The 20,878-nt window shown below is 59.8% G+C and carries 19 protein-coding genes; 5 read left to right on the forward strand and 14 right to left on the reverse strand.

Annotated features, from left to right (window positions below; all coding sequences use genetic code 11):
* Positions 1-17 precede the first annotated feature (17 nt).
* The 3 genes from C3F12_01035 (at position 18) to C3F12_01045 (ending at position 3,165) form a co-directional block, all read left to right on the forward strand.
* Complete coding sequence (locus C3F12_01035; GenBank protein PWB48699.1) at positions 18-1,358, forward strand: PTS mannitol transporter subunit IIABC; 1,341 nt, start codon at positions 18-20, stop codon at positions 1,356-1,358.
* 188 nt (positions 1,359-1,546) lie between these two features.
* Complete coding sequence (locus C3F12_01040) at positions 1,547-2,098, forward strand: DUF447 domain-containing protein (GenBank protein PWB48700.1); 552 nt, start codon at positions 1,547-1,549, stop codon at positions 2,096-2,098.
* Positions 2,095-3,165: a hypothetical protein gene (locus tag C3F12_01045; protein PWB48701.1), complete on the forward strand. Its 1,071-nt coding sequence runs from the start codon at positions 2,095-2,097 to the stop codon at positions 3,163-3,165. Before C3F12_01040 ends, C3F12_01045 begins: the two co-directional genes overlap by 4 nt.
* Before the next feature lie 209 nt (positions 3,166-3,374).
* Here C3F12_01045 and C3F12_01050 read toward each other — a convergent pair whose 3' ends face one another.
* The 5 genes from C3F12_01050 to C3F12_01070 are packed head-to-tail and all read right to left on the reverse strand — an operon-like array spanning position 3,375 to position 8,849.
* A complete protein-coding gene (locus tag C3F12_01050; protein PWB48702.1) occupies positions 3,375-4,532 on the reverse strand; it encodes an ABC transporter permease in 1,158 nt (385 codons plus the stop codon).
* A 12-nt stretch (positions 4,533-4,544) separates the two neighbouring features.
* Positions 4,545-5,669 (reverse strand): hypothetical protein, encoded by a 1,125-nt coding sequence (locus C3F12_01055; protein ID PWB48703.1) that lies wholly within the window; start codon positions 5,667-5,669, stop codon positions 4,545-4,547.
* A gap of 1 nt (position 5,670) precedes the next feature.
* On the reverse strand, positions 5,671-6,645 hold the full coding sequence (locus tag C3F12_01060; GenBank protein ID PWB48704.1) for a multidrug ABC transporter ATP-binding protein: 975 nt from the start codon (positions 6,643-6,645) through the stop codon (positions 5,671-5,673).
* A complete protein-coding gene (locus C3F12_01065) occupies positions 6,626-7,564 on the reverse strand; it encodes a multidrug ABC transporter ATP-binding protein (protein PWB48736.1) in 939 nt (312 codons plus the stop codon). Before C3F12_01065 ends, C3F12_01060 begins: the two co-directional genes overlap by 20 nt.
* Before the next feature lie 28 nt (positions 7,565-7,592).
* A complete protein-coding gene (locus C3F12_01070; protein ID PWB48705.1) occupies positions 7,593-8,849 on the reverse strand; it encodes a hypothetical protein in 1,257 nt (418 codons plus the stop codon).
* Positions 8,850-9,131: 282 nt separating this feature from the next.
* Here C3F12_01070 and C3F12_01075 point away from each other — a divergent pair, with 282 nt between their 5' ends.
* Positions 9,132-9,815 carry a Crp/Fnr family transcriptional regulator gene (locus C3F12_01075; GenBank protein PWB48706.1) on the forward strand — a complete coding sequence of 228 codons (684 nt, stop codon included), beginning with the start codon at positions 9,132-9,134 and terminating at the stop codon, positions 9,813-9,815.
* A gap of 202 nt (positions 9,816-10,017) precedes the next feature.
* Here C3F12_01075 and C3F12_01080 read toward each other — a convergent pair whose 3' ends face one another.
* The 4 genes from C3F12_01080 to C3F12_01095 all read right to left on the reverse strand — a co-directional run bounded on the left by C3F12_01080 (position 10,018) and on the right by C3F12_01095 (position 14,949).
* The gene (locus C3F12_01080) at positions 10,018-12,684 is read right to left on the reverse strand and encodes an acetyl-CoA synthetase (GenBank protein PWB48707.1); all 2,667 of its coding nucleotides are present in this window, start codon (positions 12,682-12,684) and stop codon (positions 10,018-10,020) included.
* A 279-nt stretch (positions 12,685-12,963) separates the two neighbouring features.
* On the reverse strand, positions 12,964-13,896 hold the full coding sequence (locus C3F12_01085) for a hypothetical protein (GenBank protein ID PWB48708.1): 933 nt from the start codon (positions 13,894-13,896) through the stop codon (positions 12,964-12,966).
* A 94-nt stretch (positions 13,897-13,990) separates the two neighbouring features.
* Positions 13,991-14,407 (reverse strand): nucleoside diphosphate kinase regulator, encoded by a 417-nt coding sequence (locus C3F12_01090; protein PWB48709.1) that lies wholly within the window; start codon positions 14,405-14,407, stop codon positions 13,991-13,993.
* A gap of 95 nt (positions 14,408-14,502) precedes the next feature.
* Entirely contained in the window at positions 14,503-14,949 is a 447-nt protein-coding gene (locus tag C3F12_01095) for a hypothetical protein (protein ID PWB48710.1), read from the reverse strand.
* Positions 14,950-15,443: 494 nt separating this feature from the next.
* On the opposite strand from C3F12_01095, the gene C3F12_01100 reads away from it, so the two are divergent.
* Positions 15,444-16,199, forward strand: coding sequence for a transcriptional regulator (locus C3F12_01100; GenBank protein PWB48711.1), 756 nt, complete (start codon positions 15,444-15,446; stop codon positions 16,197-16,199).
* A 125-nt stretch (positions 16,200-16,324) separates the two neighbouring features.
* Here the strand turns inward: C3F12_01100 and C3F12_01105 are convergent, their stop codons facing one another.
* The 5 genes from C3F12_01105 to C3F12_01125 all read right to left on the reverse strand — a co-directional run bounded on the left by C3F12_01105 (position 16,325) and on the right by C3F12_01125 (position 20,702).
* On the reverse strand, positions 16,325-16,777 hold the full coding sequence (locus tag C3F12_01105; protein PWB48712.1) for a hypothetical protein: 453 nt from the start codon (positions 16,775-16,777) through the stop codon (positions 16,325-16,327).
* 172 nt (positions 16,778-16,949) lie between these two features.
* Complete coding sequence (locus tag C3F12_01110; GenBank protein ID PWB48713.1) at positions 16,950-17,186, reverse strand: thioredoxin family protein; 237 nt, start codon at positions 17,184-17,186, stop codon at positions 16,950-16,952.
* Positions 17,187-17,229: 43 nt separating this feature from the next.
* Positions 17,230-18,687, reverse strand: coding sequence for a hydroxylamine oxidoreductase (locus C3F12_01115; protein ID PWB48714.1), 1,458 nt, complete (start codon positions 18,685-18,687; stop codon positions 17,230-17,232).
* A gap of 189 nt (positions 18,688-18,876) precedes the next feature.
* Positions 18,877-19,914 (reverse strand): triphosphoribosyl-dephospho-CoA synthase, encoded by a 1,038-nt coding sequence (locus C3F12_01120; protein ID PWB48715.1) that lies wholly within the window; start codon positions 19,912-19,914, stop codon positions 18,877-18,879.
* The gene (locus C3F12_01125; protein PWB48716.1) at positions 19,824-20,702 is read right to left on the reverse strand and encodes a hypothetical protein; all 879 of its coding nucleotides are present in this window, start codon (positions 20,700-20,702) and stop codon (positions 19,824-19,826) included. The genes C3F12_01120 and C3F12_01125 overlap by 91 nt, the downstream gene beginning before the upstream one ends.
* Between the last annotated feature and the right edge of the window lie 176 nt (positions 20,703-20,878).

Consider the following 20,878-nt stretch of genomic DNA (forward strand, 5'->3'; position numbering starts at 1 on the left):
GTCGGCGTATCACGCGCATGAAGATCCTCTTCATTACCGGCAAGCTGGCCGAGCGCGCCCTGAAAGAGACCTTAGCCGGGATGCAGGCGGACTTTGACTATGAGGTGACGGCCCTGAAGATCAGCGTCGCCGCCCTGATGACCACCCCCTTTATCCTCCATACGCTCCGCACACCCAGCACCGATCTGGTGATGATCCCCGGACTCTGTCGAGTGGAACCCTCCGAGTTGGAGCAGGCGCTGGGGGTGAAGGTTGAAAAGGGGCCGAAGGATCTGCGTGACATCCCCTACTACTTCGGGGCAGAGAAAACACGAGAAGGATATGGCGAATACGACCTGACCATCCTGGCCGAGATCAACGATGCCCCCACCCTACCGGTGGGCGAGATCCTTCACAAGGCCCGCTACTACACGGCCTGCGGCGCCGATGTCATCGACGTCGGCGGCACGCCAGGGCAGCCGGCGACCAATATCGGCGAGATCGTCTCGGCGCTGCGGTCCGAGGGGTTCCGGGTCAGCATCGACAGCGTCGATCCGCAAGAGATCCTGGCCGCCGACAAGGCCGGCGCCGAACTGCTCCTGAGCCTGAACGCGCAGAACCTGCACTTGGCCCCGGATCTTCGGTGTACCCCCGTCATCATTCCCGATTTCGGCAAGGGGCTGGATTCGCTGGCGGCGAATGTCGAGGCGGTAGAACGGCTGGGCAAAACGCACTACCTTATCGATCCGATTCTCGCGCCGATCGGCTTCGGATTTACCGAATCGCTCGTACGCTATGTCGAGGCGAGGCGTCGATTTCCGCACGCCGAGATCCTGATGGGGGTGGGCAACATCACCGAGCTGACCGATGCCGACAGTACCGGGATTAATGCACTGCTCACGGGGGTCATGTCGGAGTTACAGATCCGGTATGCGCTGACGACGGAGGTCGCCTCGTGGGCGGTAGGATCTGTTCGCGAGCTGGACCTGGCCAGACGCCTCATGTTTTACGCCAGGCAGCGAGGGGTACTGCCGAAAGGGATCGACGACGGCCTGCTCACCATCAAGGATCGACGGGTCGATTGCCCGTCCGAGGCGGAACTGCGGGACATGCAGCGGATGGTGACAGATCCCAACTTCCGCATCTATGCCGACCGCGAGGCGATCTATGTGTTCAATCGTGATCTCTTCATGAAGGACACCGATATCCATCGGATTTTCGATCAGATCAGGGCGCATCTTGGCCATGAACCGATCGGCCACGCCTTTTATCTGGGCCGCGAGTTGATGAAGGCGCGGCTCGCCATGCGACTCGGGAAGAAATATATCCAAGAGGAAGACCTGACATGGGGATATCTCGACCATGACCTTCCTCAATGACATGCAGGTCCACGGTGTGGAACACGAATGCTGGTGGAACACGAATGCTGTAGGGGCGCAATTTATTGCGCCCACGAATGCGAGGTGTATCGTTGATGCGGTGGGCCGACGGGCGCAATAAATTGCGCCCCTACGACAGGCGGCGCGTCGCCACCCGCCCCCTACACCCTACACCCTATTTGTAACTCATGATTATTGAGAGTATCGTCACGACGCTGAATGAGGCGGGAGAGGTAAACTTCGCCCCGATGGGGGTCACCATCGGCGAAGGAGATATTGTCATCCGCCCCTATGCTGATTCGACCACCTGTCGGAATCTTCTGGCGACTGGCGCCACAGTCGTCAATCTGACCGACAACGCCCGCCTGTTTGCTGAGAGTGCTGTCTCCAACCCCCAGTTCCCGACCTTTCCCGCAGAGTTAATCACTGGCGTTGTCTTGAGCGACGCCTGCTCCTATTACGAGTGCTCGGTTGGGCAGACCGATACGACACCCCCGCGCACCACCTTCCACTGTCAGATCGTCAAGAAGGGGGGCCTGCGCGAATTCATTGGGTTCAACCGCGCGAAGAACGCCATCATCGAGGCGGCCATCCTCGCCACCCGGGTCCGACTGTTAGGGGTAGCGCCGATCCTTCAGGAGTATCGCCGACTGTCCGAGATTGTCCAGAAAACCGGGGGTGAACAGGAGACCTTGGCGATGGCGTATCTCCAAGAGTACGTGGAGCGGCAGCGTCGATGAGGGTCACAGTCAAGGCCCATGGCCGGCTGCACTTCGGATTCATCGACCCGGATGGCTCATCGGGTCGCAAGTTCGGAAGTATCGGCCTGGCCATCGGCCAACCCGCAATCATCCTCGAGGCGACACCGGCCGGTCGCCTATCGGTCGTTGGACACGAGCGAAACCGCGTCCTTACGCTCATGCGCCGCTTTCTCCGCCACTATACGATCCGCGACGGGGCGCAGATCGCCGTCAAGGCTATGATCCCAACCCATGCCGGCCTCGGCTCGGGGACGCAATTGGCGCTGAGCGTTGCTGCTGCGCTGGCCCGACTGTTCTCTATCGACGCTGACGTTCGGGAGCTGGCGGCCGTGATGGGCCGAGGGGCGCGATCCGGGATCGGGATCGCCGCCTTTGAGCGAGGCGGGTTTATTGTGGACGCCGGGCGGAAAACAGTGTCGAGTGTTGAGTGCCAAGTGTTGAGCGGGGTAGAAAAGGGTGGAGGGTGTGGGGTGGAGGGTGTGGGGACGAGGCGTGACGCCTCACGCCTCACGCCTCACGCCTCACGCGCGGACTGCACGCCGCCGATACTTGCGCGCTATCCCTTTCCGGAGGACTGGACCTTTGTTGTGGCGATTCCCCGCGTCGGACGCGGGCTCGCTGGAACCGCTGAGACCAACGCATTTCAGGGTCTCGTCAACCGTCACAGCACCAGTGCAACAGACCGCCTCAGTCGCATTGTGCTTATGCGGATGCTGCCGTCGGTGCTTGATCGCGACCCCGTCGTCTTTGGTGAGTCGCTCACCCGGATTCAACGGATTGTCGGGGGATGGTTCCGTCCGGCGCAGGGTGGAATCTTTGCGACCATAGAGGGGGCGACGCTGGTCAAGGCAATGTCTCGGGCGGGAGCGTTAGGCGTGGGGCAAAGTTCCTGGGGACCGGCCGTCTATGGGTTGGCGAGAGATCGCCAGATGGCCGCATCGATTATAGAAAAGATGAGAACGATCGTACCCGCACAAATCGACGCTGACATCTTTCCGGCACGGGCCTTCAATCGCGGTGCGACTATTCGCGTATCGTCCCCCTAGTCGACCTCTCTATCCAATATCCGTACTATCCCCTACTTCGTATCGGCCCCATGTCCAGCTACTGACCTCGGGCTGTCCTTACCGTACGCAACGATGTACTGCCTATGCTCGATACGCTCGTCGCGGATCACCTGCTTTGGCATACGCGGCCCGGGCGCCCACGAGCGCTTCTCTCAGACCGCATCTGCAACAAAGAGCACGCAGGACGATTATTCCAGCCGTTTCTGGAAGCGGAGCGTGCTGGCCGTAAAGAGGACAGCGCCCAGGATCGCCAGGGCCAACATCTGGGGCCAGAGGACGGCCGGCCCGTTACCCTTGAGGAAAACCCCCCGGATGATGACCAGGAAGTAGCGGAGCGGGTTCACATAGGTCAGGTACTGGACCGCCACCGGCATGTTAGCAATGGGGAACATAAAGCCCGAGAGCAGGACGGCCGGCAGATAGAAGAAGAAGGTGGACATCAGCGCCTGCTGCTGGGTCTTGGAGACGGTGGAGATGAACAGGCCGATCCCGAGCGTCGAGAGCAGATACAAGGCCGTAGCCCCGAAGAGCAGAAGCAGGCTCCCCCGAATAGGCACCGTGAACCAGAAGACGGCAGCGGTGGTGATCAGGGCCACGTCAAAGAACCCGATCAAGGCGAAGGGGAGCGTTTTCCCCAGGATGAGTTCGGCGGGTCGGATGGGGGTCACCATAAGTTGCTCCATGGTACCGATCTCACGCTCCCGCACAATGGCCATGGAGGTGAGCAGCAGCGAGGTCAGCATAATGATGATGGCGATAACGGCGGGCACATTGTAGTTTCGGCTCCGCAGATCGGGGTTGTACCAGGCCCGCGACCTCAGATCGACTTCACCCAGGCGAGGCCGGAGGGCATCCGCGGGAGGTGTCCCCATGGCCACTTCCCGGACAGCGAGCGCCTCGTGCGCGGCCTGGCGATTGTACTGGGCGATGATCCGATTGGCGTAGTCCATGACCACGCCGGCGGTGTTAGAGTCAGTTCCGTCCACCAGGACCTGCACCACGGCGCTCCGGCCGCGCTTGAGATCCCTCGTGAACCCGGGATCGAACTGCAGGGCGGCCTTCACCGTCCCCCGGTCGATCAGCTCCTGCAAAGCCCGAGCCTCGCCCACCCGCTGGACAACGCGGAAGTACCCCGAGCTTTCGAACCGCCGCACCAGCTCCCTCGACTCCTGGGTGTGATCGAAGTCGGAGACCGCCATGGTGATTTGCGTGATGTCGGTGGTAACCGCGTACCCGAAGACCAGAAGCTGCAGGAGGGGTGTCACGAAGATGACGGCCTTCATCCGCGGGTCCCGCAGGATCTGGATGAACTCTTTGATCAACATGTGCTGCAACCGTTCCCACATCACGCGTGCCCTCTATTCCAGGTTCTTGGTGAACATCCGATTCGCCGCCACGGTGACGATCAGGGCGAAGAGGCCAAGGAATACCGCTTCTATAGCCAGCAGACGGAGACCGATCCCCTTGAGGAAAATCCCTTTCAGGATCGTGACGAAGTATCGGGCCGGAAAGGCGTAGGTGATCGCCTGCAACCACCCCGGCATGTTCCCGATGTCATACATGAACCCCGACAGCAGGAAGGAGGGCAAGAAGGTAATCACCATCGCCACCTGACTGGCCACGAGCTGCGACTTGGCCCTGATGGAGATCAGCATGCCCAGGCTCAGGGCGCCCAGGAGGAAGATCAGGGAGAGGCCGAGCAGCAGCACCAGATCGCCCCTGAAGGGTACCCTGAATATCAACGTGCCGGCCAGCACGGCGAGTGTCACATCGATGAAGCCGATCGCGAAATAGGGCAGCAGCTTCCCGAGCACCAGTTCCGGGACCTTGATCGGGGTGGCAATGAGCTGTTCCATGGTGCCCCGCTCCCATTCCCTGGCCACTGTGAGAGAGGTCAGCAGCGCGGCGATAACCATCATGATGACCGCGATCAGGGCCGGGACGATATAGTTCTTGCTTTCGAGCTCCGGGTTGTACCAGACGCGCAGACGGGTCTCGACGGGGGGATCGAGGCGGGTCAGGCCAGACTGCTCCGTGACGAGCTGCGTCGAGTATCGGCCGCTAATGGCTTCCAGGTAGCTGATCGCTATGGTCGCGGTGTTGGAGTCGCTCCCGTCGAGCAGCGCCTGAACGGGCACCTGACGACCGAGATCCAGGTCACGCGCGAAGTTCCGGGGGATCACCAGCCCGACCTGGGCTTTGCCGGAATCCAGGGCCCACTCCACATCCGAGTAGTTTCGGGCGATGGCCGCTACTCTGAAGTAGCCGGACGCCTCAAACTGCGCGAGGAAGCCTCGGCTTGCCGCGGTCCGGTCCTGATCGTACACAATGGTCTGCAGGTTGTCCACATCCAGTGTCAGCGCATACCCGAACAGGAAGAGCAGGATCATCGGGATGACGAAGGCCATGCCCAGGCTCCGTGGGTCGCGACGGATCTGGATCACTTCCTTTCGAGAGACGGCCAGTAGCCGCGCGATGCGCATCTCAGTTCTCCCGCAGTGGCGTCCTGGCCGCTGCCCGATCTTCTGCCTCGATCAACGACACGAACACGTCCTCGAGCGACGGGAGGATCTTCTCAATCTGGTCCACGCGGATGTTCCCGCGCTCCAGCGCGCCCCGGACGGCCGGCCCATCGGCGGCTGCATTGGCCACCACCACGTGGAGCAATTTCCCAAAGATGGCCACTTCGCGGACTACCGGTTCTCGCGACAAGAGTTCCAATGCTTCCACGGGGCGATCAACCGTCACCTCGAGGACATCCTCCGGCATGTGCTCCTGCTTCAGTTGATCCGGCGTCCCAAGGGCAATGATCCGTCCCCGGTAGATCAGGGCCAGCCGGTCGCAGTATTCCGCCTCGTCCATATAATGGGTGGTGACAAAGATGGTGACCCCCTGGTAGGCCATCTCGCGAATGAAGTCCCAGAAGTTCCGTCTGGAGATCGGATCCACGCCAGAGGTCGGCTCGTCAAGAAACAGGATCGCGGGCTCGTGCAGAATCGCGGCGCCCAGGGCCAGCCGCTGCCTCCATCCGCCCGCTAGCTCCCGAGTCAAGCTCTTCTCGCGGCCGGTGAGACCGGCCATTTGAAGCGCCCAGGTCTTGCGGGCCGGCTTCTTGTCTTTAGGAATCCGGTAGATTCCCCCATAGAAGTCCAGGTTCTGCTCCACGGTCAGGTCCTCGTACAGGGAGAACTTCTGAGACATGTAGCCGATGATCTCCTTAATGGCCTCGCCTTGGGTTCGGATGTCCCGTCCCCCGACCCAGCCGGTCCCACCGCTCGGGGCGAGGAGGCCGGTCAGCATTCGGATGGTGGTGGACTTGCCCGCCCCGTTGGGCCCGAGGAAGCCGAAGATCTCGCCCCGCGACACCTCGAAAGAGACCCGGTCCACTGCCACGAAATCCCCAAAGCGCCGTTCCAGGTTCTCCACCCGGACGGCGAGCTCAGGCTGTCCGCTCACCATCACTGCGTTCCCTTCGTCCGATCATCGAGATAAATACGTCCTCTAAGGATGGGACGACCCGGCGGGGATCATGGGGTTGAAGCCCTTCGGCCTCAAGGGCAGTCAGGACCGTCGGCAGGTCGCGCCCTACGTCTTCAAGCGCCACGTGGAGCCTGTGGCCGAAAAGGGTTGCGCCTTTCACGTGGGAGACGCCGCTCAGGAACTGGCGGGCCCGCCAACCATCCGCTACCGGAATCTCCACCAGGTCACCGGCCATCAGTGCCTTGATCTGGTCCGGCGTGTCCAGAGCCAGCAGGCGACCCTGGTGTATCAGCCCCACCCTGTTGCATCGCTCGGCCTCGTCGAGGTAAGCCGTCGTCACCAGGATCGTGACCCCCTCCTGTAGCATCTCGTACAGGATGCGCCAGAAGTCTCGGCGCGAGATCGGGTCCACGCCGTTGGTCGGTTCGTCGAGCAGCACAATCTCAGGCGTGTGGATCAGGGCGCAAGCCAGGCCCAGCTTCTGTTTCATCCCTCCCGACAGCTTATCCGCCAATCGATCCTTGAACGGGGTCAGGTTGCTGAAACCGAGTAAGCGTTCGATCCGCACTGTCCGCTTCTTCGTCGGAACCTCGAAGAGGTCGGCGTAGAAGTGGAGATTCTCCAACACTGTGAGATCGCCGTACAGGCCGAAGCGCTGGGACATGTAGGCGATCCTGTTCTTGAGCGCCTCAGGCTCCTTCCGAACGGAATGGCCGGCCACGATGGCGTCACCGCCGGTGGGGGTGAGGATACCCGCGAGCATCCGAAGGGTTGTGGTCTTACCACCTCCGTCTGGACCCACCAAGCCGAACAGTTCCCCCCTCGGAATGGCGAGGCTGAGATGATCCACGGCCGTGATCGGCCCAAACGTTCTCGCGAGGTCCTGCATCACGATCATAGCGCCTTGCCCCTCCATACCGTTCACCTTAATTCAGCAGGACCGTTGCATCCGCCGGCATCCCCGGCTTCAGTTCCTGGTTCAGGTTGTCCACGGTGACCTTCACGGCAAAGACCAGCTTGACCCGCTCCTCCTGGGTTTGGACATTTTTCGGGGTAAACTCCGCTTCCGAGCTGATGAACGTCACCGTGCCCCTGTACACCTTGCCCCGGTAGGAATCGGTTGTGATCTCACCCACCTGACCCAACTTGATCAGACCAAGTTGCGGCTCCGGGATGTAGATTTTGAGCCAGATGTTCTTGAGATCGGCGATGGTGACAGCCGGGGTGCCCGCGGCGATCATCTCGCCCGGCTCCACATGTTTGCGCAGGACCACACCGGTCTGGGGGCTTCGGAGAACGGTGTAACCGAGCTGTGCCTCAGCCGCCGCCAGCGCGGCTCGATCCCTGGCGATGGTGGCCTGGAGCGTCGCCAACTCCTGGCGCTTTCTGGCCACCTCCAATTCACCCGCCTGCGCAAGCAGCACCCCCGCCTTCGCCTGCCGGACCTCCGCCTCGGCACGGCGGATCTCTTCTTGCCTTGGGCCTTCCTTCACGAGATCCCAGCGCTCTATCGCACTCTTGTGTCGCTCGACGGCGACATCGAAGGCGGTGCGGGCGGCGTCGCGGGCCTGCTCCGCGATTCCCCCTTCCCGAAAGAGATAGACCATACGGCAGAAGTCGGCCTGCGCATTTTCCATCACGGCCTTGGCCTCGCGCACCTCGGCCTGAGCCTTCTGCAACTCCTGGGGACGGGAACCGCTCCGAAGCTCTGCCAGCCTCTCCTCCTTGACGGCGAGATTGGCTTGCGCATCGGCGATTCGGCCCCGGGTGAGCTCCTCCTGTAGGGCGATCTCCGTTCTGAGCTGCGGCACCCTGGTCTCGGTGGCCTGCAACGACGCGCGCAGCCGGTCCACCTCCGCTTCCAGCTCCCGGCTTTCCAAGCGCCCAACCAGGGCACCACGCTCGAGACGATCACCTTCGTCCACGGGTCGCTCGATGACCCGACCGGCAATCTTGAAGCTTACGTTTACCTCGGTGGCCTCGATGGTGCCGGACGCTCTCAGGACACCTTCAGGCTCCCTGCTCCACCAGTGCCAGCCCAGGGTTCCGATAAGAGTCAGGAGCGCCGCTCCAGCAATCACCAGGACACGCCGCCGATTTCTCACGTTTACCATGCCGATCACCCGTGTCACCTTACACCATCTCGATCCTGCCCGAACGAAATACCCTCGTGATTGACGCATCGTGAAGATGGCCCTTTCATGTGATAAGATAGGCCATAGGGTTTGATTGTTCTGCAACCTACATCACGCAGGTGGTCTTTCTGTCGGTGTCTTTCATGGGATAGCGCCCATCCCTCTGCTCACGCACGCCTAATCTACACGCTCCCATACTGAAGAGAGACGCTTCAAAAGAGAGAGGGCTTCTCTTCGCCGTAACCTCGCAGATAAACCGTCGCACTGCGGGGATCAGCCAGGTCGTGATATAGTGGAAGGGAGACAGACCGGAAGGAGGACAACACGGGGATGAGCGTAACAGTTCAGGCGCTACGACAGATCCCGTACTTCGCCGAACTGGGCGCCGATCTCTTGAGAGATCTGGCGGGACAGGTGCGCGTGCGCACATACCGAACCGGGGAGATCATCCTCCTGGAGGGAGAGGTGTGCGAGGGTCTCTATTTCGTGCTCACCGGTCGCGTCAAGGTCTTCAAGCTTTCTAGCGAAGGCAGAGAACAGGTCTTGCGAATTCTGGGGCCGGGACGCACCTTCAACGATGTCCCGGTCTTCGATGGCGGCTCGAACCCTGCCGGTATGGCCGCAATCGAGGAAAGCGCCGTCGGCTTCGTCCCCAAAGAACAGATCATCGCACTCGTAGAGAAAGAACCGACAGTGGCGAAGGCGGTGATCGGAGTGCTCGCCTCCCGCCTTCGGGCGCTCACCCTCTTGATCGAAGATCTGTCGCTGCGAAGCGTGGTCGCCCGGGTGGCCAAGGTCCTTTTGGACTACACGCGCGGTTACGAGACACTCGTCGAGGGCGGGGCCGGCGCGAGCGCCAAGCTCACCCAACAACAGATCGCTGCCATGACCGGCTCCGTACGCGAGGTGGTGCAGCGCGCCCTGAAAGTGCTGGAGCGCGACGGGGTCATCAAGCTGGAGCGCGCCCATGTCTTCATCGTAGATCCGAAAGCCCTCGAACGCTGGAGTGAATAAGGACTTGGGCCATCGATCCTCCGATCCGATGCTTGCTCGGATAGTATCCGCGATGTCGCGGGTGAGATCGCCCAGAGCCTCGCTCACGGCGGTTGCCGATGAACGCGTTCCCAACTGCCCTGCAAGTTTTTTGTGGATAGCTTCGACCTTCCGGCGAGGATAAAGCCAATACAAGTGGAGATGAGAAAAACGCTCCTTCGCCTTATTTCACCGCCAGCCTGACCTTGCTTACGCCTTCAGGCTGATGCGTGGTCCGGAATCCGAGGGTCTCACAGACCCGGAGCATACTCGTGTTGTCGGTGAGGACGGTACCGGTGACCTCCGCCAACCCTTTATCCTGGGCTACACCAATCAGCATATCCACCAGTTTGTAACCCAGGCCCTTTCCCTGAAAATCGTCGTGGACCACGACGGCGAATTCGCTGCTCCTGAAATCCGGTTCGATGATCAACCGCCCGATACCGATAATCCGCCTCTTCTCTCCCGTCCTCAGCTCCGCGACGATCGCCATCTCCCGGTCGTAGTCGATATTGCAGTACCGAATCAGCATCTCGTGGGTGATCTTCTTCAAGACCTGAAAGAATCGCCCCCGCAATGTCTCCTCTGACAGGGTCGAGAGCATCTCATGTTCCAGCGGTTCATCCTCCGGCCGGATCGGCCTCAGCAGCACCTCGGTGCCGTCGGTTAATCGCCAGGGGATGACATATTGCGTGGGGTAGGGGGCGATCACCAAATGGGGATACGCGCCGGTGTACTCGACAGCCTCCTTTTCAAGAACAATCCTGGCGTCAAGGGCGTGTGCCTTGCCTTCTGAGATCGCGAGCGGGTTGATGTCGATCTCGGCAATCTCCGGAAAATCGATAATCAGATTGGAAAAGCTGACCAGGATCTGCTCCAACTGCTTCATGTCCGCAGGGGGCCTCCCTCGGTACCCCTGGATCATCCTGAAGACCTTCGTCTCCTCCATCATCCGTCTCGCCAGGGTCTGGTTTAATGGCGGCAGACCGATGGAGAAGTCCTGAAACATCTCAACGCCGATCCCCCCCATCCCAAAGAGGATGACCGAACCGAAGTCTTTATCCTTCTTCATTCCCAGGATCAGTTCGTAATCGACATGTTCTATCATCTTCTGAACGGAGATCCCGGCAAGGGTCGCCTCCGGCGCCTTCTTCTGTACCCTTTTGATCATACGTCCATATTCAGTCCTCAACTCACGGTCGGAGGCAATCCCTGTCACGACACCGCCGACGTTGCTTTTGTGAGGGATGTCCGGAGACACGATCTTCAAGACGACCGGATAGCCCACCATCTGTGCGGCACTGATAGCCTCCGCTGTACCCTTTGTCAGATACGGTCTGACCGTGGGGATACCGTAATTTGTTAGAAATCGCTTCGACTCTTTCTCAGTCAGGAGCACTCTTCCCTCTTTGCGAAACTCGGCGATAAAGGCCTTCAGGTTATGTTTGGGCGGCGCCTGGTCGACCGGCAACGTCTCCGGCGTCTCATACAGGAGCTGGAGGTTCCGTCCGTACCGATACATGTAAAGGTAGGTCTTGACCGCCTCTTCCGGCGTCTCGTAGGTGGGGATGTTGTGCTGAAGGGTGATCCGCCTGGCCTCTTCCACCTGTCCGCCACCCATCCACACGGTAATGAACGGTTTATGGCTTCGATCGGCAATCGCTGTGAACCGTCCGGCAAGATCTTCCGGTTGCGCGGCCCCCTGCGGCGTATAGATCGTAATCACGCCGCCCACACCGGGATCGTCCAGACAGGTCGTAACGGCCTTCTCGTAGCGCACAATGTCCGCATCTCCCAAGATGTCGACCGGGTTCGCCTTGCTCCAATAGGCGGGGAGATGGTCGTTCAGTGCCCCGATGCTGTCATCGGTCAGTTGCGCCAGCCGTCCGCCCAACTCCATCAACCTATCGGTTGCAATGACCCCGGCGCCTCCCGCGTTGGTGACGATGGCAATCTCCGGCCTCTTCGGCAGTTGCTTCGCGTGCAGGACCTCCGCGACGTTGAAGAGATCCGCAATATCTCTGACCCGTACGACGCCGACCCGCTTAAAGGCGGCATCATAGGTCTGATCCTCTCCTGCCATTGATCCGGTATGAGACACCGCCGCTTTTGCGCTTTCAGCGAACCGTCCGGGTTTGAGCACGATGATCGGTTTATTTCTCGCAAACCCCTTCGCGGCGCTGATGAACTTCTTCGCATTCCCGACCCCCTCCATATAGAGCATGATGCTTTTGGTCTCCGGGTCATCGCCCAGGAAATCGATCAGATCCCCAAAGTCGATATCGATCATCGAGCCAAGCGATGCAAAGAGGCTGAAGCCGACGCGGGCATACATGGCCCAGTCAAGGATGGCGCTCCCCAGCGCCCCGCTCTGGGAAATAAACGCGATCCGCCCCGCTTCAGGACGCACATTCAGAAAGGAAGCGTTCAGCCCGGTAATCGGTCGGATGACGCCGAGACAGTTGGGCCCGACAATCCGCATACCGTACCGTTTCCGAATCTCCCGGATCTTATCCTCCAGCGCCTGACCCTTTTCACCGGCCTCCTTGAACCCAGCCGAGATAATAATGATCCCGCCTACGCCCGCCTCTCCACAGACCTCGACCATATCAGGTACGGAATGCGCGGGGGTGGCAATGACGGCAAGATCAACCGTGGCCGGCACATCTGCAATCCGGGTGCAGGCATCTATCCCTAGAATAGTTTTCCGTTTTGGATTGACCGGAAAGATCGACGCCGTCTTTTGCGCGAGGAGGTTCTCCATAATCGCCCGTCCCACGGAACCTTGCTGCTCGGAGGCGCCGATAACGGCTATTGTCCGCGGACTGAAGATCTTGTCGAGGCCACCCATACCACTTCCTTTCTGGTAAGCGTTGATACCGTTCGCTTCGAATTGTCTCACCGCAAGGTATGATGAACTATAGTATAAAACGGTGTTTGAGGCAACGAGCACACCGCCCACACAAGATCAGGCGGAATCCCCTTTGTATAACGAAGCGGAGAATGCTGCGGAACCCTGCGATGGCAGGACGAGCCGGACACGCATCTGGGTCTCAAGAGAGGTTTGCGGATCCGGAACTGCTTGGATGAACCGACGACAATCAGACTACGGTGCTTTCCTTCTCGCAGCCTAATGCCAGAGCTGTAACACTTCCGCAACAGGAAGCATCGCCCGCGCTCCGAACACGACGCCGCCGAGTGGATCATTGGCGCGAGAAACATTCAAGCCGGTTTCCGCTTCAATGCGCGCACGCATACCACGGAGAAGCGAGCCTCCCCCTGAGAGGACGAGTCCGGAGTCGATAATGTCACTTCCCCAGGAATGAGGGATGTCTCGGAAAAGCGTCGTAGCGCTGGTGAGGATTTTGCCGAACGGCAATTGCAGCGCGGCACGCAAAGGAGCGGTCGGAATCGGTAATACGACCGGCGCGCGAGTACCGTCGTCGAATGCGGTGATCGTCGCCAGCTCCTGCTCATCGGCCGTCCGCTCAACGCCGATGCGCCGCAGGACGGCCTCCGCCTCTTCGGTACCGACGGATACGCCCCATTCGTTCTGAATGGTTTTCCTCACACCATCACGCAGGTCGCTGCAGCCGACACGCGCGGCCCGGGCAGCAACGATCCTCCCTTCTTTGATAATGGCGCAATCCGTAATCCCTTCACCAATATCCACAACCATATGAGCATAGGGAGAGGATACGTCTATGCCGGCGCCGACCGCCGCTGCAAGCGGTTCGGGAATGAGCAATACGGCTTGCGCGCCGGCCTCGGATACGCAATCCAGCACGGCGGCGCGTTCCCTATCATCGGCGTCAGTTGGGACGCAGGCAAGAGCGCAGGGGCGTGAAAAGCGGTTGGTGACCGATCGAATGAGCGTCTTCAGGACGGCCACAGTGGCATCCGTATTCACGATGACCCCGCCGCGTAACGCGGATCGCCCCCCCACCGTCGAAGGAAGTTCGAGCGTCGACCGATCACCCCGAGCGACGCGGGTGTGCGCTGTGCCGAGATCGACCGCAATTGCCGGGTACCGCAAAAAACGGGGCAGAACTGCCACTGGCATCGACTCCGTTCGCTGAGTCTCTGACACACGAACCGACGGTACGGCGCGACGACGGCACGCGCCATCGCGTCGCGCCTCCTGCCGTCATCCTGCACTATCGATCATAGTGACCCGCAGCTTCCGGCTGGTAAATGACCTCTTCCACCTGCAATCTTCTCAGCCCGGCCGGAACCTCCCAGGTTATAACATCCCCGACCCGGTATCCGATCAGGGCAGTGCCGATAGGTGCCAGGACGGAAATCCTATTCCGGCCTGCATTCGCATCGGCCGGATAGACCAGGGTGTAGGTCAGTTCTGTGTTCGTCTCCAGGTCTTTCAGGCGCACAGTGGAATTCATCGTAATGACATCATGCGGAATCTTGTCCGCCGGAACAACTTCGGCGCTCATTAATTCCTGTTCTAATCTCGACAGATTCCCCTGATCACGCTCAGGAATGGCTCGGGACTCCAATAGACGCTTCGTCAACCGCTCCATGTCAAGCTCTGTTATGTAGATCGTTCTTTTTTCCACGTCATATTCTCCTGTTTACCCCCACAAAAGACGCCGGCTTTCTGCCCCTATCGGCTGGTCTCCAGGAATTCATGCGACGACATCAGATAGCTATATCAGGCAAAATGACTCATGAGCTTCGACTTATCGATCTTTGTGAGGTTCGCTGAGACGTTCTTTTTCAACTTTGCCTTCACCGCCGGGGTCAAATTTTCGAGTATCTGATTGTTTATAGCCCTGTCGGCGGCCAAGAACCATTTCTCACAGTCCTTTTCCAGCACCAATTGATTGATGTCTTCCGCGATCTGCTTGATCAGTCGCTTTTCGGCTTCCAGTTCAACCGCATGCGGTTCTCCGAACCCCCCTGTTGTCCCACTTGCGCCACCGCCCTGATAGAATCTGCCCGCAGCATCCCTGAATTTATCCGAAGCCCTCAATCGCGGTTCGATGGTCACATGGCTTTTTATTGTCTCTAATTTGTCACTTTCTATTTTCCAAGGATCCTTGACGATTTCGTAGGCTATCATCGTACCCAGGTCAACCGTGATGATGATCTCGCTCATACATGCCTCCTTGTTGCACTGTTCGTGTCAATACACTGCCTGAACACAGCAGTTTCTTACCCGCACGACAACGATCCCCGGGCTCCACACTGCTTTCTTGGGGCCACGTTACGCGATCCAAGGCCTCATCGACCATCCGAAGACCGACGGGCGGACCACTCTTTTTATAAACCGGCTCCTTTCGGTGTGGGGTTATCGGTTGTGAGCAACAACTGCCTCACCTCATGGAGTTGTTCCGCTTTTTGAACTATCGCACACTTTCTCACCCGACTCAATCCCCCTTTTCGTTGGAAAACGGTGTCTCAAGATGTTTGCTTCACCGCCTTGACTTATGACATAATGCCGGGTAAGCGACACACGCTCACAGACAGTACGAGCAGAGGTCGAAACCCTTGGCAAGCGCGACACGGCGATTCCCGGTTTCAGGCAGGCAATGTCATCACATCGCGAGCGACGCCACCGTGTGTAACCGCGTAGCCGTAGGAGAAAATAGGATGACGACACAGATCAAACAGGATTCGTTGGGATCTACGGAGGTGCTCCAGGGATTTTCGCTGTTTTCCGCTCTGCCCGAGGACATCCTGCAGCATGTGTGGCAAGGAACTGATAAGGTGAGATACAGCCGAGGCGACACCATCGTGACCGAGGAGCAGCAGTGCCAACATCTGCATCTGGTGGCGTCCGGCGTCGTGAAGATCTATAAACTCTCCGAGGACGGACGAGAGCAGATCATCCATGTGATGAAATCCGGCGGCTTCTTCGGCGAGGACATCGTATTCGGTGGCGAGCGTTATGAGGCTACCGCCGAAGCGCTCTGCAAGACCCTTCTCTATAACATTAAGAGGACGGCGCTTGAGGCATTGGTTCTGGAGTATCCACCCTTTGCCTTGGCGCTCCTGGCGAGTTTCGGTCGCCGCCTCAAGCGGCTTATGATGCTTATCGGTGAAGCTGCCCTTTTGGATGTGCGGAAAAGACTGTGTCGTGTCCTCCTGGAGCTGGCCGAGGAAGAACGAGATGGCCACGCCGATAGATCTGTCATCCGGATTCGTCAGACCGAATTGGCCGCTCGCGTCGGAACGGCGAGAGAAACACTCAGTCGAATGCTGGGCAAACTGGAGCGCGATGGGTTGATCACGCGAAAAGGCTGGGGGATCGTTCTTCTGAACATCCCTTCTCTCCATAGAGAAGTCCCCCATTGGCGAGAGGATCTCCAGCTCTTCCCCCTCGGTCCCAGCCAGTCACGCCAGTGATAATCCGCCAGACGGGCTCCTTATTCCGCCGCACCGCCCTACTTAACCGCTCCAGGATATCTATGTACCGTTCATAACCGGGCACTCAACCTGCATCTCTTTTCGGCTCGCGCCCGCAACCGTTCTTATCTGATCGTCTCAGACGGTCCGCGTTCATGTTTCTCGTCGAACTCGGTGATCCGCCAGGTTTTATCAAAACGCTTTACGGAGAGTACGACCGACTTATGTACGGGCTGGGCACCTTTGGCTGCGATCTCTACTGCATAAATATAGCTCGCTTGACCCCATTGTGGCCTAGTCCACGAATTAGTCGAGCTCTCCTTCATGGTAAACGAGGCCTTGTGACTGCCGCTATTTTCTACCGGCACGGTCTTCGCCAGAAGTGCGAACTGCTCGTCGATCTTTTGGGCCATACCATCCGTGGCCAGCGCTTTCGCCTCTAAGACGTTCGCCTGGACATAATACCGATCCATAAACTGATTCGCCACTTTTTGCGGGGTCCCCCCACCCTCCCCGCAACCGGACAAGAACAGGAAGGTCGCTATCGGAGTGCCTGCAATTACCTGTTTCAGCTTCATCATGCTCTCCGTTGAAATAAAACGTCGTTGGCCGATGAGTGATACTTCCCCCATGAGACTACTCCCATGCAGCCAGACTACTGCGATGTCTCACGTCTCGCTCTTGCCTGCTCGCTCTGTGGCCGTTTCCTCTCACATCAACCGACGCGGTGTCGGGTCCGCGCGATGACCGTTACTTGAGTGCGGCCAGATCGGCCCCGAAGTTGATGTGAAAGACCTGCCCACCAAGGACCAGCGCCGGCACCGACTTGACCCCTTTGGATTCGGCCTCCGCGATGCGAGCCTTCTCTTTACCGAGGTCAACCATTTCGATATCGAACCGGTTCGCGTCAAGCGCCGGAAGCATCCCGTGCTCTGCGGCGAGACATACAGGACAACCGGCATGGTAATAGATACCTCGTGTTTTCATCGGAACCCTCCTGTTCATGGTGTGTTGGTGTTATGCCGGCGCATTACCTTTGGTTCGTTCTCTTCTCCGCCGGTTCCTTGATGACCTTCAGGGTATCGGTGTACTCGCCGTGCGTCCAGAATTCGGACGGTTGATACGGCACACCGACCTTCTGCTCGATCCTGGCCAGCCGTCGCATCTTCTCCGCCTCGCTCTTGATGGCGGCCAGATACTTGTCGGCCTCAAAGGCGCCGAAGGTGTAGGTGGCTGAGCCGCCTGAGCTGTGCGCCGCGCCCTTGAAGGTATTGGTCGTGGCATAGGCCACCATCTCGTAAAAGAGCCGCTCGATAGCGGGGACGTTATAGTTCATGCCGCCGAAGCTCGCCGCATGCCCGCCCTTCCAGCCCGGGGCCAGGAACGCGGGCATCGGTTCCATGAGGCCCTCCTTATACAGGTCTTCGAGAATCTGTTTGGCCTCCCGCACCTTCTGAAAGCTGATGCCGACCGCTTCATCCATGTACTCAAGCTGCGCCCGTGCGAATCTGGAAGAGTGGCAATCGCTGCACACCCCGATCCATCGATCCCGTTTTGCCTGATGTTCCGGCGCCCCGCGATTGACCTCCTGCATCCCCATGGCGGCATAGACGGTATTGCGTACCGTATTGTGGTCGCCCCCCGGCATATGACAGTAGGCGCAGGTGGGGAACCGGTAGTTACCGCGGGCCAGCGGCTTGGTCCAATCCGTCTCCTGCTGTTCTGCATGCCAGATATTGCCGTGCTTGGCGTTCTCCCAGACCTCGTAGTCCCGATGATCCACCCCGCTGTGACAGCTCATGCAGGCGCTGGGTTTGCGGGCCTCCGCCGCCGAGAATTTGTGCCGCGTGTGGCAGCTATCGCACCCGACGCTGCCGATCCGATGGCACTGCGCGCACCCGACGACCTCAGCCGGCGGCTTGTGCATCTGCCAGGCATTCTCATACACGTCCGGGTCCATCGCGCGGGCATGAGCCGGGTGACCGGCCTTCAACTCTTCCCTGTATTGGGTGACCTGGGTCTTATGACAGCCTTCGCAGGTCTCCGGCTTTGGCATAGAGAGCTTCTGATGGTCGTTGCCGTGGCAGGCGGTACAGGAGACCTTGGCCGGCGCGTGTTTGCTCACCTTCCAATCATTGACGATGGTCGGTGTGATCCCGGTATGGCAGGCAACACAGGCCTCCCCCTGGAAGACCCCCTGAATGGGATTGCGAGGGGTGAAGAGATTCGGATCCAGCCACTGAAAGACCGATGGGGCCAGCCACTGATCCCGGTATGCGCCAGCCCCGTGCGGCAAATACGGGGATTCCGCCGCACCCGCGGGATTCCACCATGGGGCGATCATGATCGCAACGACGATCGCGAAGATCGGCAGCAGCGTCTGCCGCCGCTCTTGATCTCTATAGCTCATAACAGCCCCCCTTTCGTCTACCCCTGAATCGGAAATCATTATTCTTGGTTTGCGTACGTCGTATGGGTCCACAAGCATATGGATTCATATTATGAATTTGCCGACATCTCGAGTCAGTGACCAAGGTCACATTCTCCGTATCGCGGAGTCGGCCAGACCCCTTATTGAGGTCCTGCGCTTCGTACCACGGGGGGTCAGGAGACAAAACGGCTCCGCACGACAGGATCCGGTCGATCAATGCGCCCGACGTTACCCGACAACACACGATCAAGCACGTGGGCGTCTACCCAGCACGAATGCTGTCCCCTGCTCCAACGTTACGACGAAGAGGGCGGCGGCGGTCAGGTCTGCGGTCGTTCCTGGATTGAGCCGGTTGCCGTCCTTGCGGAGCGCGCGGTCCCACCGTTGAAGTCGTCGCCACCCCTGCTCTGTACAGACCCCACCGACGGCGAGGATCTTTCCTGCCTCCCGCGAGATTCTGGCGGCCTCGTGTGCCCCGCATTTGCGCGCGATGAGGGAGTCGGGCACGCGCGACAGAATCGTCAGATAGGTCTGAACGACCGCTGGTCCGGCGTCGCCAAATTCTCTGAGACAGTCTGTGAGTGTCGGCGCGCCGATGGTGAAGGTGATCTCGAAGTCGGTGATGTACTCGCGCGCGATCGAGTCCCGGTCGGCGGCGGCGCGCATTGCGTTGAGGAGGGATACCCTGCCGCGAACGGCTCGCACGTCTAACTGATCCGCCTGCCCGAGACCGCCCGGTTCGGCCAGGCGGATCGCCTCGTATACTTTCTGCCCATCGTAGGGTGTAAGGGCGGCCAGGACACGGTGAAGTCGGATTCGCAGCGGTTGCCGCCCCTTGCGCAAGGCAGCCTTAGCGAGCGGAGCAAAGAGAAGGGCAATGCCCAGATTGGTGTTCCGGCCGACTGATCGCGTCGTCTCTCGAACAGTGTCGAGAACCAGCGAGCCGGTTGCCGCAGCAGCCCCGTTCCGAAGGACCTGCCCCAGGATGACGGAACTGGCCAAAAAGTCGGTGTAGCTGGTGTCGGCGAAGTCGGCGAACGGGGTGACGTTGCCCGGCTTATCGGCGCTCACCTCCAGAAGGCAGGCAAGCTGGGCGGCGAGGGCGATAGAATCAGGGGTTGGGGGTTGGGGGTTGGGGGTTGGGGGATTCAGTGACACCTCAGACCTCACATCGGGCGCAGCAAGCAGCGCCCCTACGCTGCTCGGTGTCCGAGCTGACTGAGCAGGTGATCGGCGATTGCCTGGGCGATCTCGACCTCGGTGGTCCGCTGCAGGCCGGACCAGCCAGGGATACTGTTGACCTCGACGACCGTATAACCGTGAGCGGTCCGGAGCAGATCGATCCCGGCATAGTCGGTCCCAAGGAGTCGGCCGGCCTCGAGGCAGAGGCGGGTCGCGTCGTCATCCATGACGTGAGGCTCCGGTCGCGCGCCCTGAGAGACATTGTGCCGCCACCCGTCGGCCCGGCGCCGCATCGCCGCAACGACCCGATCTCCGATCACCAGACCCCGCAGATCGTAGTCGCCGTGGGGGACAAACTCCTGGATGTAGAAGATGCTTCGCGTGAGCGTCAGGGCGCGAAAGACCCGATAGGCGACGTCGGCGTCGCTGACCCGCACCATCCCCCGGCCACCGGCGCCGAAGAGCGGCTTGACGATGACGTCGCCAAGTTCCTGGAACGCCGCCATCGCGTCGTCGAACCCCTCGGCGACGACAGTCCGCGGCGTCGGTACGCCGTGGGATGCCAGCAGACTGGACGTATAATATTTATCGACGGTCTGCTCCAGCGGGCTGGGTCGGTTCATGATGCGCACACCGGCCGCCTCCAGCCGGTGCAGCGTATTCATCCTGAAGACGATCTGCTCCAACGACCCTTCCGGGATCGTCCGGATCAGCAGCGCATCATACGATTCGAGCGGTTCACCGTTGATGGTGACCAGCGGACCACCGGGTACGCGGGCCGTCAGCCTGGCAATCGGCAGAAAGTCGGCCCGGCAGCCGCGTCGCGCCAGCGCCTTCAACAGGACCTCGACGTGCCACCCGGCTCTATCGGCAAGGATTCCGATCTTCATGCGTAAAACGTGAGGGGGAAGGCGTGAAGCGTGAGGGGTGAGGCGTTAGGGGAGAAAAGCATGTGGGCTCTCGTTTCACGCCTTCCGCCTTCCGCCTTACGGTTTTCCAGGTGCGTAAAACGTGAGGGGGAAGGCGAGAGGAGATAAGAGTTGCGAGTAAGAAAAAGCGGACATCC

The organism is Candidatus Methylomirabilota bacterium, assembly GCA_003104975.1.
In the GTDB taxonomy this organism is placed as follows: domain Bacteria; phylum Methylomirabilota; class Methylomirabilia; order Methylomirabilales; family Methylomirabilaceae; genus Methylomirabilis.